The 16,160-nt window shown below is 68.3% G+C and carries 16 protein-coding genes; 10 read left to right on the plus strand and 6 right to left on the minus strand.

Going from position 1 to position 16,160, the window contains the following annotated elements; translation table 11 throughout:
• Positions 1-7: 7 nt before the first annotated feature.
• Genes ACZ5ZX_RS14350 through ACZ5ZX_RS14365 form a run of 4 tightly spaced genes read right to left on the minus strand, consistent with a single transcriptional unit; the run spans position 8 to position 3,430 of the window.
• The gene (locus tag ACZ5ZX_RS14350) at positions 8-628 is read right to left on the minus strand and encodes a response regulator (protein WP_037317909.1); all 621 of its coding nucleotides are present in this window, start codon (positions 626-628) and stop codon (positions 8-10) included.
• The gene (locus ACZ5ZX_RS14355) at positions 625-1,785 is read right to left on the minus strand and encodes a sensor histidine kinase (RefSeq protein ID WP_044853914.1); all 1,161 of its coding nucleotides are present in this window, start codon (positions 1,783-1,785) and stop codon (positions 625-627) included. The genes ACZ5ZX_RS14350 and ACZ5ZX_RS14355 overlap by 4 nt, the downstream gene beginning before the upstream one ends.
• A complete protein-coding gene (locus tag ACZ5ZX_RS14360) occupies positions 1,782-2,594 on the minus strand; it encodes an ABC transporter permease (RefSeq protein WP_465502432.1) in 813 nt (270 codons plus the stop codon). Before ACZ5ZX_RS14360 ends, ACZ5ZX_RS14355 begins: the two co-directional genes overlap by 4 nt.
• Positions 2,591-3,430 carry an ABC transporter ATP-binding protein gene (locus tag ACZ5ZX_RS14365; RefSeq protein WP_465502433.1) on the minus strand — a complete coding sequence of 280 codons (840 nt, stop codon included), beginning with the start codon at positions 3,428-3,430 and terminating at the stop codon, positions 2,591-2,593. Before ACZ5ZX_RS14365 ends, ACZ5ZX_RS14360 begins: the two co-directional genes overlap by 4 nt.
• A 388-nt stretch (positions 3,431-3,818) precedes the next feature.
• Between ACZ5ZX_RS14365 and ACZ5ZX_RS14370 the strand changes: the two genes are divergently transcribed.
• Entirely contained in the window at positions 3,819-5,075 is a 1,257-nt protein-coding gene (locus ACZ5ZX_RS14370) for an HNH endonuclease signature motif containing protein (RefSeq protein WP_465502434.1), read from the plus strand.
• 619 nt (positions 5,076-5,694) lie between these two features.
• On the opposite strand, the gene ACZ5ZX_RS14375 is transcribed toward ACZ5ZX_RS14370, so the two are convergent.
• Positions 5,695-6,297, minus strand: a complete 603-nt coding sequence (locus ACZ5ZX_RS14375) for a TetR/AcrR family transcriptional regulator (RefSeq protein ID WP_465502435.1) — start codon at positions 6,295-6,297, stop codon at positions 5,695-5,697.
• 78 nt (positions 6,298-6,375) lie between these two features.
• On the opposite strand from ACZ5ZX_RS14375, the gene ACZ5ZX_RS14380 reads away from it, so the two are divergent.
• Genes ACZ5ZX_RS14380 through ACZ5ZX_RS14390 form a run of 3 tightly spaced genes read left to right on the plus strand, consistent with a single transcriptional unit; the run spans position 6,376 to position 10,217 of the window.
• The gene (locus tag ACZ5ZX_RS14380; protein WP_465502436.1) at positions 6,376-7,875 is read left to right on the plus strand and encodes an MFS transporter; all 1,500 of its coding nucleotides are present in this window, start codon (positions 6,376-6,378) and stop codon (positions 7,873-7,875) included.
• 36 nt (positions 7,876-7,911) lie between these two features.
• Positions 7,912-9,603 (plus strand): SDR family oxidoreductase, encoded by a 1,692-nt coding sequence (locus tag ACZ5ZX_RS14385; RefSeq protein WP_465502728.1) that lies wholly within the window; start codon positions 7,912-7,914, stop codon positions 9,601-9,603.
• A 23-nt stretch (positions 9,604-9,626) separates the two neighbouring features.
• Complete coding sequence (locus tag ACZ5ZX_RS14390) at positions 9,627-10,217, plus strand: TetR/AcrR family transcriptional regulator (RefSeq protein ID WP_465502437.1); 591 nt, start codon at positions 9,627-9,629, stop codon at positions 10,215-10,217.
• Positions 10,218-10,268: 51 nt separating this feature from the next.
• On the opposite strand, the gene ACZ5ZX_RS14395 is transcribed toward ACZ5ZX_RS14390, so the two are convergent.
• Positions 10,269-11,420: a citrate synthase 2 gene (locus ACZ5ZX_RS14395; protein ID WP_465502438.1), complete on the minus strand. Its 1,152-nt coding sequence runs from the start codon at positions 11,418-11,420 to the stop codon at positions 10,269-10,271.
• 291 nt (positions 11,421-11,711) lie between these two features.
• On the opposite strand from ACZ5ZX_RS14395, the gene ACZ5ZX_RS14400 reads away from it, so the two are divergent.
• Genes ACZ5ZX_RS14400 through ACZ5ZX_RS14425 form a run of 6 tightly spaced genes read left to right on the plus strand, consistent with a single transcriptional unit; the run spans position 11,712 to position 16,112 of the window.
• A complete protein-coding gene (locus ACZ5ZX_RS14400) occupies positions 11,712-12,014 on the plus strand; it encodes an urease subunit gamma (RefSeq protein ID WP_037317886.1) in 303 nt (100 codons plus the stop codon).
• A gap of 11 nt (positions 12,015-12,025) precedes the next feature.
• A complete protein-coding gene (locus ACZ5ZX_RS14405; protein WP_465502439.1) occupies positions 12,026-12,319 on the plus strand; it encodes an urease subunit beta in 294 nt (97 codons plus the stop codon).
• A complete protein-coding gene (locus ACZ5ZX_RS14410) occupies positions 12,319-14,040 on the plus strand; it encodes an urease subunit alpha (protein ID WP_465502440.1) in 1,722 nt (573 codons plus the stop codon). Before ACZ5ZX_RS14405 ends, ACZ5ZX_RS14410 begins: the two co-directional genes overlap by 1 nt.
• Positions 14,040-14,714 (plus strand): urease accessory protein UreF, encoded by a 675-nt coding sequence (locus ACZ5ZX_RS14415; RefSeq protein ID WP_465502441.1) that lies wholly within the window; start codon positions 14,040-14,042, stop codon positions 14,712-14,714. The genes ACZ5ZX_RS14410 and ACZ5ZX_RS14415 overlap by 1 nt, the downstream gene beginning before the upstream one ends.
• Positions 14,704-15,411: an urease accessory protein UreG gene (ureG, locus tag ACZ5ZX_RS14420; protein WP_181771962.1), complete on the plus strand. Its 708-nt coding sequence runs from the start codon at positions 14,704-14,706 to the stop codon at positions 15,409-15,411. Before ACZ5ZX_RS14415 ends, ureG begins: the two co-directional genes overlap by 11 nt.
• Positions 15,408-16,112 carry an urease accessory protein UreD gene (locus ACZ5ZX_RS14425; protein ID WP_465502442.1) on the plus strand — a complete coding sequence of 235 codons (705 nt, stop codon included), beginning with the start codon at positions 15,408-15,410 and terminating at the stop codon, positions 16,110-16,112. Before ureG ends, ACZ5ZX_RS14425 begins: the two co-directional genes overlap by 4 nt.
• Positions 16,113-16,160: the final 48 nt, after the last annotated feature.

Here is a 16,160-nt window from a genome sequence, read left to right on the forward strand (position 1 = left end):
ATTCTGCCTACCCGAGCAGGCCCAGTCGCATGGCGGTGGTCACCGCGGCCGTCCGGTCCGAAACGTCCAGTTTCCCGAACACCCGCAACAGGTGCGTCTTGACCGTCGCCTCACTGATGTGGAGCGCCCGGCCGATGTCGGCGTTGGTGTCGCCTTGCGCGACCAGCCGCAGCACCTCGATCTCGCGCGCCGACAACGGCGACGACGTCGGATTGCGCACGCGGTTCACCAGCTTCCCGGCGACCGAAGGCGCCAAGACCGTCTCACCGCGCGACGCGGCCCGGATCGCTCCGGCCAGCTCCGTGCGCGAAGCGTCCTTCAACAGGTAACCGGAGGCTCCCGCTTCGACCGCGCGCAGGATGTCCGCGTCCGTCTCGTACGTGGTGAGCACGACGACCCGCTGACCCGGCCTGTCGGCGAGGATCTTCCTGGTCGCGCCGACCCCGTCGAGACCGGGCATCCGCAGGTCCATCAGGATCACGTCCGGCTGTTTGACCCGGCTCAGCGCGACGGCCTCGTCGCCGGAACCCGCTTCGCCGATGACGCTCAGATCCGGTTCGGCCTCCAGCATGCCGCGCAGGCCTTCCCGCACCACGGGGTGATCGTCGACCAGCATGATCGTGATCACGCGGGCACCTCCAGTTCCAGCGTCGTCCCCGCACCGGGTCCGCTTTCGAGCTTCACCCTGCCACCGACCTGATCCGCCCGCGTGCGCATCCCCCGCAGGCCGAAGCCGCCGCTGGGCTCGGCGGGGTCGAATCCCGTGCCGTCGTCGGTCACCCCGAGCCGGACCCGTCCGTCCACAACGGACAGCCGGAGGGAGACCCTGGTGGCGCGGGAATGCTTGCGGATGTTGCTCAACGCCTCCTGCGCACCTCGCAGGAGGACGACCTCGGTGGCCATCGGCAGCGACGGCAGCGGGCCTTCGATCGCTATCGTCGCTTCGATCCCGGCCTCCTCGGTGAGCCGTTCGACCTGACGGCGCAACGCTTCTTCGAGGGACGCGGCGGCGAGGGCCGACGGTACCTCCGCCGCGACCATCGCCCGCGCCTCGGCCAGGTTCTCCCGCGCCGTCCGCGCGGCCAGCTCCAGATGGCGCCGGGCCGCCTTCGGATCGGTGTCCATTTCGGACTCGATGGCCTGGGTGAGCGTGACGATACTGGTGAACCCCTGCGCGAGCGTGTCGTGGATCTCGCGGGCCATGCGCTCGCGTTCGGCGGCCGTGCCCGCCTCCCGCGAGAGCCGGGCGACCTCCGCCTGACTGGCCTCCAGCTGTTCGATCAGCGCGGCCCGGCCTTTGCTCTGCTCGATGATGCCCGTGGTGTAGCGCCCGGCGAGGAGGCTGAAGACGATCAGGATCGCGGTCATCGGCAGCAGGATGCGCAAAGCGGGCTGATCGAGACCGCCGCGGGCGATCGACGACACGGGGCCCAGCAGCACCGCGAACGTGGTGAGGATCGACGCCGTCCTCGTCGTCAGCGTCATGTAGAGCACCGGACAGGCGAAGAACAGGATGAAACTCGACGTGGTGGAAGCGAAGGTGGCGCCCGTGAGGAGGGCCATCAGGATCCCGACGAACAACCAGGGCGTGTACTCGTAGTCCGGGCCCTTGATGAGGTGACGCCCGCGGACGAGGTAGGCCACGCCGACGCCCGCGATGCACAGCACCGCGATCGTCTTGGCGGTGGCCGTCCCCTCTTCGAAGAGCACCAGGGCGATCGTCGCGGCGAAGGTGATCGCGAAGAGGACCTCCCAGAGCCAGAAGAACCGCTCCCAGGCGTTCATTTGCCTTCGTTCGACCAGCGGAACGTCAGTTTCGCCAGCAGCAGACCCGCCACGCACCACGCCCCCAGCACCAGAGCCACCATCGGAAGTTCCCATGTCCCCGCCATTTCCTGTGTCGCCGCCTCGGCCGGCAGGAACACCGAGCGGAAGCCCTGGCAGATCCACTTCACCGGGAAGAAGGAGGCGATGGTGACCATAACCTTCGGCAGGTTGGTGATGGGCGTGACGAACACCCCGGAGATGAACTGCAGCGCGATGTAGATCAGGTTGGTCACCGCGACCGCGCCGCTGACCGACTTGGTCACCGAGCTGAGCGCGATGCCCAGGAGCGTGCAGCTGGTGATGCCGAGCAGGAAGACCCACACCGCGGTGAGGATCTTGGCCGGATCGGTGGGCAGGCTCAGGTCGAACAGAAGGCTGCCGACGATCGACATCAGCACGACCTGCGCGACACTCGAAACACCGACGAGGATGATCTTGCCGATGAAATAGGACGCGGCGGGCATCGGTGTGCCGCGCAACCGTTTGAGCGCTCCGGCTTCGCGGTCGGACGCGAGCCCGATGCCGATGCTGGTGAACGACGTCGAGACGATGCCGGAGCCGATCATGCCCGCGGCCAGCACCTGACCGGTGGTGATCGCCATGCCCGGCATCGAGGAGTTGAGCATCGAGCCGAGCAGGATCATCAGCAAGGACGGGAAGGCGAAGGTGAAGATCACTTGTTCCCGGATGCGGAAGAACTGCCTGAGTTCGGCGGCGCCCCGGATGAGGCCGAGCGAGAAGGTGCCCGGCAGGGTCAGCGTGCTCATCGGGCTTCTCCGATCAGGTCGAGGTAGGTCTCTTCGAGGGTGGGGCGGTGGACGGTCAGCTCCGACGGCTCGCGGCCGTCGGCGGACAGTTCGCGGATGAGCTTGGCCGGGAAATGGGTCCGCTCCTGGTGGCTGCCGTGTTCGTCGGCCCAGCGGACGGTGGCTTCCGCGGTCGCGCGGCCGCCCAGCGTCTGCGGTGTCCCCTCGGCGACGATCCGGCCGCGCGCGATCACCGCGACGCGGTCGGCGAGCGCCTCGGCCTCGTCGAGATAATGGGTGGTGAGCAGGATCGTGGTGCCTTCGTGGGCGAGGCTCTGGATCAGCCCCCAGAACTGGCGCCGGGCCTCGGGATCGAACCCGGTCGTCGGCTCGTCGAGGAACACCAGCTCGGGCCGCCCGATGATCCCCAGCGCGACGTCCACGCGGCGCCGCTGTCCGCCGGAAAGGTTTTTGACGCGGGCGCCCGCCTTCTCGGCGAGCCCGACCTTCTCGATCACTTCGTCGACGTCACGGGGATTCGGGTAGTAGCGGGCGAAGTGCCGGATGGTCTCGGCGACGGTGAGCTCGGCGGCGTCGTTGGCCGTCTGCAGCACGATCCCCAGCTTCGCGCGCCAGGCCCGGCCCGCCTTGCCGGGGTCCTCGCCGAGGACGTCGACCTCGCCGGAGGTCCGCTTACGGTGTCCTTCGAGGATCTCCACCGTCGTCGTCTTGCCCGCTCCGTTGGGGCCGAGCAGCGCGAACACCTCGCCCTGCTCGATGTCGAGATCGAGGCCTTCGACGGCCAGGTGACCCGGGTACTCCTTGCGCAACCCGCGCACCTTCACTGCGGTTTTCATACGTAGATCGTGCTTCGGCGGACCCTGCCCACGGGACGTCCGCTGGACTGAACCCGGCTGTCAACCGTTCGATGGACACCGGTGTCATGTCACGCACGGGGCGGGGTGGTTGCCATCGTCGGTTCGTGTCTAGAAACCGCTCCGGCCTTTTTCGCGGCAGCCATTCCGTCAGCGAAGGAGACCTCACCTGTGCCCAGCTCCGTTCGGGGCCGCAACCGGCTCTTCCAGGCCGCAGCATTTGACTTGCCACTCAATAAGAAAGCGATGCGGTGTCGCGTAACGTGGCCGCCTGACCTGGTGCTACCACTCTTCAGTGGTCAATGTGGCCGGTTCATTGTCGCTTAAAATTACGAACACCTGTTCGAGCATTGTTTGGTATTATTGAGGGGTGTCCGAGACCTTTCTTCCTGAGTTGCCGCAGGAGTTGTGGCGTGCCGGCGGGCTGGAGCTTGCCCATGGCGTGCAGCAGACTCTGCAGGTGATCCGGATTGCGTCCGCCGCGCTGGGGCGGTTTGTGGCGGAGATCGAGTCTCGTGGCCCGAAAGACTTGTATGGCTATGGTTCGACGGCGTCGTGGCTTGCTGATGTGGCGGGGCTGACCCGGGGTGAGGCGGGCGCGATCGTGCGGCGCGCGATCGCGTTGAACCCGACGCGCGCTCTTGATGGCACGGAGATTCCGGCGTTGGCTCCGGCGACCGCGGCGGCGGCTGCGGAGGGTGTGATCGGGGAGCATCGGATCGATCAGATCCTGGAGATCTTGAAGAAGATCCCGGCGGATACGGCCCCAGAGGACCGGGAGTACGCGGAGAAAGTCCTGGCTGATCTTGCCCGGGAGGCGGGACCTCGAGAGCTGACGAAGGCTGAAGCCAACCTGCTGGGCTGGCTCGACCCCGACGGCAAGGAACCCAAGGACCCCGAACCCGCCCAACCGTCGCGGGAAGTCAGCCTGGAGCGCCGCAAGGACGGCTTCTGGAAACTGACCGGCCTCCTCGACGACGAACTCGGTGCCCGGACCGCGGCCGTGCTCGACGCCTACGCCAAACCACGCCCGGTCGATGAGTTCGGCCAAACGGATCCCCGCACCAAGGCGGAGCGCCAGGGTGACGCCCTCGCCGAGGTGCTGGATTTGGCGATCGCCTGCCCGGACCAGCCCGGTACCTCTGGCTACCGCACCTTGGTGCACGTCACCATCGGGCTCGAAGAGCTGAAGTCCGGGATCGGCACGGCGTGCCTGGACTTCGTCGGGGAGATGACCGCCCGCGAAGCACGACTCGCCGCCTGCGACTGCCTCATGCTGCCGGTCGTTCTCAGCGCCGCTGGGGAACCCCTCGATATGGGGCGGCTGAGACGGTTCGTCACCCCCGGGCAACGACGGGCACTCAACATCCGAGACCGGGGCTGTGCGTTCCCCGGCTGTCACCGGCAGCCGAAACACTGCCACGCCCACCACATCGATCACTGGGCCGACGGCGGACCCACCGACCTGCGGAATCTCACCCTGCTGTGCGGTTTTCATCACCGACTGATCCACCATGGCGACTGGGAAGTCCGCATGGCCCCCGACGGGCTACCGGAGTTCACACCGCCCCAGTATCTGGACCCGCTACGAAGACCCCGGCGCAACACCCTCCACCGCGCCGCCTAACCCCCGCACGACCCGAGGAGCCCGCCAGCCACACCGGCGACGGGCCCCTCGGCATGCCCGCTGCCCGGATCGGTCGCTTCTCGGCATCGGTAAGCGTTGTCGGCGGTGAGCTCGCGGTCGTGTCTGGGTTCGAGGATGACGGCTTTGAGGCGGCGCTCGCGCGGGTGTTGTCGGATCGCGCGGGCCGCAGTCTCCGGGCAGCGCATCGGGGAGCCGGGAGCGATCAGCATGGCCAGAGGTGGCCCGCATCCGGCCAAGGGCTTCGGGTCAGGCTTCTCTGGATCGGCAAGCATTGTCGGCGGTGAGTCCGCAGCCGTTTGCGGTGCCCTGCTGGTCTCTGGGTTTGAGGATGACGCGGGACGCATCCGCCTTGTCTCCAGTCAGCGGCATCGGGGAGCCGGGAGCGATCAGCACGGCCAGAGGAAGCCCGTTGTCGTCGACAACCCGCAGCGTCCGACCAAGGGCTTCCGCTTGCGGCTCGCGATCTTGCCAGAGAGCTCCTGCACATGTGCGGGGAAAGGAGACGTAGTGGTCGGTGACGGATAGGGATCATATTGAGGGGTAAGCCAAAAGTGGCTTGTCCTGAGGGCCTTCAGGACATCACGCTTCGCCTTACCCCTCAATAAATGCGGGGACGGCTGGGCGTCAGAAGCGTGCGTACGGACGTTTCCAGCGACGGAAGCAGGGCGGCCGGATCGGCGGAGGTGAGCATCCGGTTCGCGAAGCCGTCCGACAGGGCGAGGACGGCATCGGCCAGGTCGCTCGCCGAGAGATCATCGCGGACATCGCCGGCCGACTGAGCCTCCGAGATGTACTGCGCCGTGATCTCCTGTAGTTCGTCGTAGCCGGTGCGGATGAATTCGGCCCACGACGGCAGGACTGCGGCGCGGGCGGTGAAGGCGTTGACCACGATCACCTCGGCCCGGCGCTGCTCGTCGAGCGGCATCGCCTCGATCAGCAGGCGCAGCAACAGGTCCAGCAGATTGCCGGACTGATCGAGGGTCTTCCAGCGCTGTTCCAGGAACTCGCTTGTCAGGTCGAGGGCGAAGCGGAACAGTTCCTCCTTGGTGGAGAAATACTTCTGCACCGCGCCCGCGGAGACGCCGGCTTCCGTCGCGACCGAGCGAACGCTGACTGCCTCGACGCCGTCGCGCGCGACGATGCGCAGGAGGGCGCCGGCGATCTCTCGGCGGCGCTCGGCTCGGTCCACGATCTTCGGCACTGGCGCATCCTACTTTCGCACGGCTCCTTGCCCGGCTGGCGTCTTTAGAATACGTTTGTACCCTAACAGGGGGTCGGGATGGATGAAGCGTTAAGGAAGCGGCGCGCGGGAGAGAACCACCTCGCGGCCGCGTTGACCAAGGGGCCGGCGGAGGTTCTCGATTTCCTCCTGCCGTTGTGGGTAGGGAGCCAGCTCGGCGCGTCGGCCGCCGAGGTCGGCGCGCTCACCGCGCTGGAGACACTGGTGTCGTTCGTGGTCAGGCCGATCGCGGGTTCGCTCGCGGACCGGTACGACCGCGGGCGGGTCGCGGCGGTCGGTGCGGTCCTCTATGGACTGTCCTTTGTGGTCTATGCCGTGACGCCGGGTATCGGTATCGCCTATCTCGCGGCGGTTCTGGGCGGCGCGGGCGGCGCGTTGTTCTGGGTCGCGTTGCGTGCCCGCGTGGGGGAGGGGCTCGCCGGGGACGACGGCGTGTTCAGCAAGCTCTTCGCGGCCGAGGGCGTCGGGACGTGGATCGCGTTCGTGGTCGCACTGACCGCGATCGCCTGGATCGACTACCGCGGCGTCTTCTGGCTCGGCGCGGCGGCCTGCGTGGTGGCGGCGGTGGTGCTGCTGAACGCGAGGCCCGCGCCGGTACGAGAGGAAGGCGCGCCACGGTTTCTGGAACTGGGCAGGCGCATGCGCCCGATGCTCGCACTCGTCGCGTTGACCGCGATGGCCGAGGCCGGGGTCGCCCTGCTGCTCCTGATGCACCTGCAACGTGGGCACCGGTTGCAGCTCGGCGAGATCACGGCCGTGTTCATCCCGGGGTTCATCGTGTACAGCTTCCTGCCGGACCATCTGCACGGATTCGTCCGCAAGGTCGGCCGGACCAGGGTGCTCTCGTTGGCGATGGTGGCGAGCGCGGTCTTCGCCGCCGGGTTGTCCTTCGCGCCGAACGCGGGGGTGCTCGCGGTCATGTGGATCCTGTCCGCGGCGGCGTTCGCGGCGGCCGTCCCGGTGGAGCAGGCGGTCGTCGCCGAGGCGGCCGGGCTGAGCCTCGGCCGCGCCATGGGGATCTACGAGAGCGCGGCACTACTCGGAGCGACGATCGGGACGTTCCTGGCGGGCCAGCTCTACGGCTCGGACGCCGGTTGGCGCATCGCGTGCTTCGGCGCGGCGGCGCTTTTGCTCTTCGGATCGCTGGTGGTCCGTCGCGCGGTCCGGCGGGTCGGAGTCGCGGAGTTTCCCGTGGAACCAGCGAAAACGCCGTCACAAAAGGAAAAACCGGCCGTCAGCATGGGCGGGGAGAGCTCGCAAGCGGCCGAATCGGTGAAGGCCGATGCGAACAAGCGCGCGAACCCGCTCCGGAATTGGGCGGCGCACGCGGTGATCTACGTCCTCGCGCAGGCGGCACTGGCGACGGCCGGGTACAGCTGGCCCGTCGAGGCGGTGTTCGGCGGACCCCACGCGGCCGAGTGGTACTGGAACTCGAGTGGTCACTGGCTGTTGAACCTCGGCCGGATCTGGACCTTCGTCTTCGTGATCGACACCGTGTGGTCGCTGGGTCGCGCGGCGCTGAAGAAACGACCTTATTGACATGTTGTCTAACATGACACTATGTCTCATACGTGGGTGACGGCCAGTGACGGTGTCCGCCTCTCGGTCCGAGTGACCGGTGTCGACGACGCGCCCACGGTGGTGCTCGTCCACGGTTACCCGGACAACGGCTCCATGTGGGACGGCGTCGCCGCCCTGCTCGAACGCCGGTACCGGGTCGTCGTCTACGACGTCCGCGGCGCGGGTCGGTCGGACAAGCCTTCGGGACGCGCGTCCTACAAATTGGACCAGCTGTCCAGCGACCTCGCCTCGGTCATCGACGAGGTCCGGCCCGAGGGCAAGGTCCACCTGCTCGCACACGACTGGGGCTCCATCCAGACCTGGCACGCCGTCACCGGCGATCGGTTGCGCGGACGGCTCGCGTCGTTCACCTCGATCTCCGGGCCGAGCCTCGACCACGCGGGCGCGTGGTTCCGCGCGCAGCTGCGTCCAAGCCCGAAGCGGCTCAAGAACGCACTGGCGCAGGGACTGCACTCCACGTACATCCTCGGCTTCCAGATCCCCCTGATTCCGCAGTTGCTGTGGCGCACCGGGGTGATGGGCACGCTGATCGGCCGGATGGATCCGGCGGCCGCCGCTCCGTCCACTTCGGACGGTTTGTACGGGCTCAACCTCTACCGCGCCAACATGTTCACCAGGCTCTCGCGGCCGCAGCCGCGTAAGGCCGAGATCCCGGTCCAGGTGCTCGCGCCCACCGGCGACAAATTCGTCACCACGCCGCTGCAGACCGAGGTCGAGCGGTGGGCCCCGGACCTCCGGGTCCGCCGGATCGTCGGCACACATTGGGTGCCCCGGGAGAAGCCGGAAGTGATCGCTTCGGCGGTGGGCGAGCTGATCGACCATGTCGAAGGCGGTGAGGAGAGTCGCGCGCTCAAGCGGGCCCGCTCGACCGGGTTCGCGCACAAGCTTGTCGTGGTCACCGGCGCGGGCAGCGGGATCGGCCGCGCGACGGCGCTCGCGTTCGCGGACAAGGGCGCCGACCTGGTCATCACCGACATCAATGGCTCGGCCGCCGCGGACACCGCGAAACTTCTGCGGGACAAGGGTGTCACCGTCGGTGAGTACACAGTGGACTCTTCCGACGCGGAGGCGGTCGAGAAGTTCGCCCAGCGGGTGAAAGAAGAGTTCGGGGTCCCGGACATCGTCGTGAACAACGCGGGGATCGGCCTGTCCGGCCCGTTCCTCGACACGACGGTCAAGGACTGGGAACGTCTCATCGACGTGAACCTCTGGGGCGTCATCCACGGCTGCCGCGTCTTCGCCGAGCAGATGCGGGATCGCGCCGAAGGCGGCCAGATCGTCAATGTCGCGTCGGCCGCGGCGTACCTGCCCTCGAAGATCCTTTCCGCCTACGCCACCACGAAATCCGCCGTGCTGACGCTGAGCGTGTGCCTGCGCGCGGAACTCGCCGCCGAGAACATCGGCGTCACCGCGATCTGCCCCGGCATCGTGAACACCAACATCACCAACACCACGCGGTTCGTCGGCGTCGACGACATCGAACAGAAGCGGCGCCAGAAGTCGAGCAGCAAGCTGTACGCGAAACGCGGGTTCGGCCCGGAGAAGGTCGCGCGCGACATCCTGCGCGCGGTCGAAAAGGACAAGGCGATCCAGCCGTCGACCCCGGAGGCCAAGGCCGCGCTCGTCCTCTCCCGGCTCACCCCCGGACTGCTGCGGGCCGCGGCGAAACTGGACGTCACCCCGTGACCTCGGCCAGACGACCTCGCCGGATGTCGCCGCAGGCGCGCCGCGAGGACCTGATCCGCGCCGCGCTGGACCTGTTCGGCTCGCGCGCGCCCGAACTCGTCACCGTCGACGACATCATCGCCCGCGCCGAGGTCTCGCGGCCGTTGTTCTACCGTTACTTTTCAAGCCTGCGGGAACTGCAGGTCGAGGCGCTGAAGACGGTCACCGAAGGGCTCATCGACGGCCTCGCCGGCCTGGAGGAGGGCCCGCCAGAGGCGCGGCTGCGTGCCGCGGTCCGCGGGCTGATCGACGTCGCCGATCACTACCGCGCCGGCTACGTCGCCCTGCTGCGAAGTGGTTCGGTGATCGCGACGTCGGAGACGGACGCGGCGATCGACGAGGTCCGCAACCGTGCCGTCGAGCTGATTCTCGACGCGCTGGGAGTGTCGGAGCCCTCGCCTATGCTGCTGCTGACTTTGCGCTGCTGGACCGCCGTGGTCGAGGGCGCCCTGCTGAGCTGGCTGCAGGAACGTGCCTTGCCCCGGGAAGTGCTCGACGGCTGGCTGGTCGATCAGCTCACGGCGATGCTGGCGACGACCGCGCTGCACGATTCCTCGGTCCCGCAGCTGCTATGAAAGGTCCTTTCCTTGCAAAATTTGCAAGGAAAGGACCTTTCATAGCGCGCTTCAGGAGTGCTTCGTGACCAGTTCCCAGCCTTCGACCTCTTCCGGCTGACGCGGCTCCGGGCCGACGTACTTGGCCGAGGGGCGCACGAGGCGGCCGGTCTTCTTCTGCTCCAGGATGTGCGCGGCCCAGCCCGCGGTGCGGGCCGAGCTGAACATCGCGGGCATCATATGCGGCGGCACCTGGGCGAAGTCCAGGATGACGGCCGCCCAGAACTCGACGTTGGTCTCGATCGGGTGATCCGGGCGGCGTTCGCGCAGTTCCTTCAGCGCGACCTGCTCCAGCTCCGCGGCCGCCTCGTAGCGCGACGCGCCGAGCTCCTGGCAGGTGCGGCGCAGCACGCGCGCCCGCGGGTCCTCCGCGCGGTACACGCGGTGCCCGAAGCCCATCATGCGTTCCTTGCGGTCCAGGATGCCCTTGACCAGGCCGACCGCGTCACCGGTCTTCTCGACCTCTTCGATCATCGGCAGCACCCGCGCCGGCGCGCCACCGTGCAGCGGGCCCGACATGGCGCCGATCGCGCCGGACAGCGCCGCGGCGACGTCGGCGCCGGTCGAGGCGATGACGCGGGCGGTGAAGGTCGAAGCGTTGAGACCGTGCTCGGCGGCCGAGACCCAGTAGGCGTCGATGGCCTTGACGTGGGCAGGGTCGGGCTCGCCGCGCCAGCGGACCATGAACCGCTCGGTGATCGACTTCGCTTCGTCGACCCTGGTCTGCGGGACGGCGGGCTGCCCGATGCCGCGGGCGGACTGGGCGACGTAGGAAAGCGCCATCACGGACGCGCGGGCCAGCTGGTCGCGCGCCTCCTCGTCGCTGATGTCGAGCAGCGGCCGGTAGCCCCAGATGGGGGCGAGCATGGCGAGCGCGGCCTGGACGTCGACCCGGACGTCGCCGGTGTGCACCGGCAGCGGGAACGGCTCGGCGGGCGGTAGCCCGTGGCCGAACTGACCGTCGACGAGAAGGCCCCAGACGTCACCGAAGGTCACCTTGCCGGCGAGGTCCTCGATGTCGACACCGCGATAGCGCAGCGCGCCACCGTCACGGTCGGGCTCGGCGATCTCGGTCCGGAAGGCGACCACGCCTTCGAGACCCGGTCGGAAACCGTCGTCGACCTGGTCGGACGGCTGATTGGTGCTGATCGTGGAGGTACTCACTGTGGTGAAACCTTTCGATGCGCATTCCCCGGCTTTGTGTTTCACGCGTGGACGGGATACACGCAGCGAAGGCGCGCCTCATCGCACGGATGGACAAACCTTGCTCCACGTCGGTGCCTGGGGCAATCGAAAGATGTGGTGGTTTCGGTCACGATTACGAGAACGATTCAGTGAAAACCGCCTTCGTACGCGAAGAGTTACGGCTTCGTTCACTTTCCGTGTACCGGCGCGCAGGTAAATCCTGTGTTTCGAGAACCGGCGCCGCCCGGTTTCCGGTGATAGACCTTTGTCATGCACTTGAGCCCCCAGGAGCGGGACAAACTGCTCATCCACGTCGCGGCGGACGTAGCTCGCAAACGCCTGGAGCGCGGGGTCCTCCTGAACTACCCCGAGGCGGTGGCCTTGATCACCGACCACGTTCTCGAAGGCGCCCGCGACGGCCGGACGGTCAGCGAACTCGTCGCCAGCGGGCGATCCGTGCTCAGCCGGGCCCAGGTACTCGGCGGCGTGCCGGAAATGGTCGATTCGGTCCAGGTCGAAGCCACCTTCCCGGACGGCACGAAGCTCGTCACCGTGCACGACCCGATCGTCTAGAAGGGGGACGGGTGCGTCCAGGAGAGATCATCACCGGTGCCGGACCGGTCGAACTGAATCCCGGCAGGCCGCGGGTCCGGCTGCTCGTGCGGAACCTCGGCGACCGGCCCGTGCAGGTCGGCTCGCACTACCATTTCGCGGCGGTCAACCCGGGCCTCGAATTCGACCGTGAAGCCGCGCGCGGGCATCGTCTCGACGTCCCGGCGGGGACGTCCGTGCGGTTCGAACCGGGCGTCGAACGCGAAGTCGACCTCGTCCCGCTGGCCGGGAACCGCGTGGTGCCCGGATTGCGCAAGGAGTCCTGATGCCGTCGATCGACCGTGAGCGCTATGCCGAGCTCTTCGGCCCCACGACCGGCGACAGGATCCGCCTGGCGGACACCGATCTGCTCATCGAGGTCACCGAAGATCGCAGCATGGGGCCGTCCGGCAGCGGCGACGAGGTGCTGTTCGGCGGTGGCAAGGTCATCCGCGAATCGATGGGCCAGGGCATGGCGACCCGGGCCGAAGGCGCGCCGGACCTGATCATCACCGGCGCGGTGATCCTCGATCACTGGGGCATCGTGAAGGCCGACGTCGGGGTCCGCGACGGCCGGATCGTCGGGATCGGGAAGGCGGGCAACCCGGACACGATGGACGGCGTCGACCCGGCGCTGGTCATCGGCCCGTCGACGGAGGTACTGGCAGGCAACGGGAAGATCCTCACCGCGGGCGGGATCGACTGCCACGTCCACTTCATCTGTCCGCAGCTGACCGACACCGCGCTCGCGTCCGGGCTGACCACGCTCGTCGGCGGCGGGACCGGCCCGGTCGAGGGCAGCAAGGCCACCACCGTCACGCCCGGAGCGTGGAACCTCGGCCGGATGCTGCAGGCGATGGACGGCCAGCCGGTCAACGTCCTGTTGCTGGGCAAGGGGAACACCGTCCGCCACGACGCACTGCGCGAACAACTCGCGGCGGGCGCGGGCGGGTTCAAACTGCACGAGGACTGGGGAACCACCCCGGCCGCGATCGACGCCTGCCTCACCGTCGCCGACGAATCCGGCGTCCAGGTGGCGATCCACACCGACACGCTGAACGAGGCGGGCTTCCTGGAGTCCACTGTGGACGCCATTCGTGGCCGGTCGATCAACGCGTACCACACCGAGGGCGCGGGCGGCGGGCACGCGCCGGACATCATCCAGGTGGCCGGGCTGGCGAACATCCTGCCGTCGTCGACGAACCCGACGCGTCCGCACACCGCGAACACCCTCGACGAGCACCTCGACATGCTCGTGGTCTGCCACCACCTGAACCCGTCGGTGCCCGAGGATCTGGCGTTCGCCGAAAGCCGCATCCGGCCGACGACCATCGCGGCCGAGGACGTCCTGCACGACATGGGCGCGATCTCCATGATGAGTTCGGATTCGCAGGCGATGGGCCGGATCGGCGAGGTGATCATCCGGACCTGGCAGACCGCGCACGTGATGAAGCGACGTCGTGGAGCGCTGCCCGGTGACGGCGCGGCCGACAACCTGCGCGCTCGTCGCTATGTCGCCAAATACACGATCAACCCCGCGATCGCGCACGGGATGGATCAGGAGATCGGCTCGGTGGAGATCGGGAAACTCGCCGATCTCGTGCTGTGGGAACCGAAATTCTTCGGGGTCCGGCCGCATGTCGTGCTCAAGGGCGGTTTCCCGGCGTGGGCGGCGATGGGCGACGCGAACGCGTCCATTCCGACACCGCAGCCGGTGCTCGCGCGGCCGATGTTCGGCGCGGCGCCTTCGGTCGCCGCCGCGAGCAGTTTCCATTTCGTGGCTCCGGAAGCTCTGGAAAGCGGGGTCGCCGAGCGGTTCGGCATCACGCGGAAGCTGGTCCCGATCTCGAACACCCGCTCCCGCGGCAAGGCCGACATGGTACTCAACGACGCGACGCCGGACATCAGGGTGGAGCCGGACAGCTTCGCCGTGCACGTCGACGGCGAGCTGATCGAACCGCAGCCGGTGACGGAACTGCCGATGGCGCAAAGGTACTTCTTGTTCTGATGGACCTCTCCGCGATCGTTCTCGCCGACTCCCGGTTTCCCGGGGGCGGCCACGTCCATTCCGGCGGCCTCGAAGAAGCCGTCGCCCGGAAGCTGATCACGCACGAACGCGACCTGCCCGGATTCCTCTCCGGCCGGTTGCGGACGGCGGGTTCGCTGGCGGCGGTGTTCGCCGCGGCTTCGGCGCACGCGGCCGCGCGGAATGTCCAGAGTGGACATTGGCGGCGGCTCGATCTCGAACTCGACGCCCGGACCCCGTCACTCGCGCAGCGGGAGGCGTCCCGTGCGCAAGGGCGGGGGACGGCGCGGGCGGGTAAAGCGGCATGGCCGTCGCCGGTACTTGCTCAGCTGCTGAAGGAGACTCCGCGGCCGCATCATCCGGTGATCGTCGGTGCGCTGGTCGGGGTTCCGTTCGACGCGGCGATGGCGGTGGCCTATCTCGCGATCAGCGGACCGGCGAGCGCGGCCGTCCGGCTGCTGGGCCTCGATCCCTTCGCCGTCAACGCCGTCGTGGCGAGGCTTTCCGCCGAAGTCCGGGAAGTTTCCCTGCGTGCCGCCGAGGTCGCGGGGAGCGATCCGGCCGATCTCCCGGCGCCCGGGTCCCCGGCGCTCGATCTGTTCGCCGAGGCACACGCCCGGCATCACAAGGAAGAGGTGCGTCTCTTTGCCAGCTGAGCATGGCCACGGACACGGTCACGTCCACCCGGTCAACTTCGACCCCACGGCCGCGGAACCCGATCACTACGAGCAGGCGCCGACCGCGGGCCGCGCGTACCGGATCGGCATCGGCGGGCCGGTGGGCAGCGGGAAGACCGCGCTCACCGCGGCGCTGTGCCGGGCGCTCGGCGACGAGGTGAACCTCGCCGTCGTCACCAACGACATCTACACCACCGAGGACGCGGACTTCCTGCGCAAGGCGGGCGTGCTCGATCCGGAGCGGATCGAAGCCGTGCAGACCGGCGCGTGCCCGCATACCGCGATCCGCGACGACATCACCGCGAACCTCGACGCCGTCGAGCGGCTGGAGGAGCGGTTCCCCGGGCTGGACCTGGTGATCATCGAGAGCGGCGGCGACAACCTGACGGCGGTGTTCAGTCGCGGGCTCGCCGACAGCCAGGTCTTCGTGGTCGATGTCGCGGGTGGTGACAAGGTGCCGCGCAAGGGCGGGCCGGGGGTCACCACGGCGGATCTGCTCGTCATCAACAAGATCGACATCGCGCATCTGGTCGGCGCGGACATGGACGTGATGACCTCGGACGCGCACCGGATGCGCGGTGAGCTGCCGGTGATCACCCAGTCCCTTGTGGACACCCCGAACGCGCCCGACGTCGCCGCCTGGGTCCGTTCGCTGCTCCCGGTCCGCGCGGGGTGAAGGCGCACGCACGGCTGGTCGCCCGCTGTGAGGGTGGCCGGACCGTCCTGCGTGAGCTGCGTTCGATGGCGCCGCTCACGCTCCTTCCCAAACGGGGCACCGGCGCGACGGCGATCGTGCATCTGGTCAACTCGGCGACGTCACCCTTGGGTGGCGACGAACTGAAGCTGACCGTCCGGGTCGGGCCGGGTGCCTCGCTGCGGATCTCCGGGGTGGCCGCGACGATCGCGCTCCCCGGCCTGCACGGCGAGGGGAGTTCGTCCCTTGTGGACGTCGAGGTGGACGAAGGCGGTTCGCTGGAGTACCTGCCGGAGCCGACCGTCGTCACCGCCAGGGCCCGGCATTCCGCGGTGCTCACGGCGTCCTTGGCCGCCGGTGCTCAGCTGCACACGCGGGAGGTGCTCGTCCTCGGCAGGGCGGGGGAGCGGCCGGGTTCGCTGGTGACCACGCAACACGTGACGCGAGGCGAGGTCCCGGTGCTGCGGCAGACGCTGGAGATCGGTGACTCCACTTTGGACTCCAGCCTCGCGCATCTGGCCGGGCGGAGGGTGCTGGCGACCGATCTGGTCGTCGGTGGGCCGGAACTGCCCGCGGCTTCCGGTGACTGGTGGTCCCGCACCCCGCTCGCCGGCGGTGGCACCCTCACGACGTCACTGGCCCCGGACGCCGTCACCGCGCTCAAGCCGCTCGAAAATCCGTGAAGGCCTCCTTCCCTACCCTGAAGGTAGGGAAGGAGGCCTTCACGGACC

Source organism: Amycolatopsis sp. NPDC033938, assembly GCF_055575975.1.

Excerpts from the sequence above, each read along its gene's own strand:
- ACZ5ZX_RS14355 (WP_044853914.1), bottom strand. The coding sequence starts at position 1,785 with ATGAACGCCTGGGAGCGGTTCTTCTGGCTCTGGGAGGTCCTCTTCGCG.
- ACZ5ZX_RS14415 (WP_465502441.1), top strand. The coding sequence starts at position 14,040 with ATGGACCTCTCCGCGATCGTTCTCGCCGACTCCCGGTTTCCCGGGGGC.
- ACZ5ZX_RS14360 (WP_465502432.1), bottom strand. The coding sequence starts at position 2,594 with ATGAGCACGCTGACCCTGCCGGGCACCTTCTCGCTCGGCCTCATCCGG.
- ACZ5ZX_RS14365 (WP_465502433.1), bottom strand. The coding sequence starts at position 3,430 with ATGAAAACCGCAGTGAAGGTGCGCGGGTTGCGCAAGGAGTACCCGGGT.
- ACZ5ZX_RS14400 (WP_037317886.1), top strand. The coding sequence starts at position 11,712 with ATGCACTTGAGCCCCCAGGAGCGGGACAAACTGCTCATCCACGTCGCG.
- ACZ5ZX_RS14390 (WP_465502437.1), top strand. The coding sequence starts at position 9,627 with ATGTCGCCGCAGGCGCGCCGCGAGGACCTGATCCGCGCCGCGCTGGAC.
- ACZ5ZX_RS14410 (WP_465502440.1), top strand. The coding sequence starts at position 12,319 with ATGCCGTCGATCGACCGTGAGCGCTATGCCGAGCTCTTCGGCCCCACG.
- ACZ5ZX_RS14380 (WP_465502436.1), top strand. The coding sequence starts at position 6,376 with ATGGATGAAGCGTTAAGGAAGCGGCGCGCGGGAGAGAACCACCTCGCG.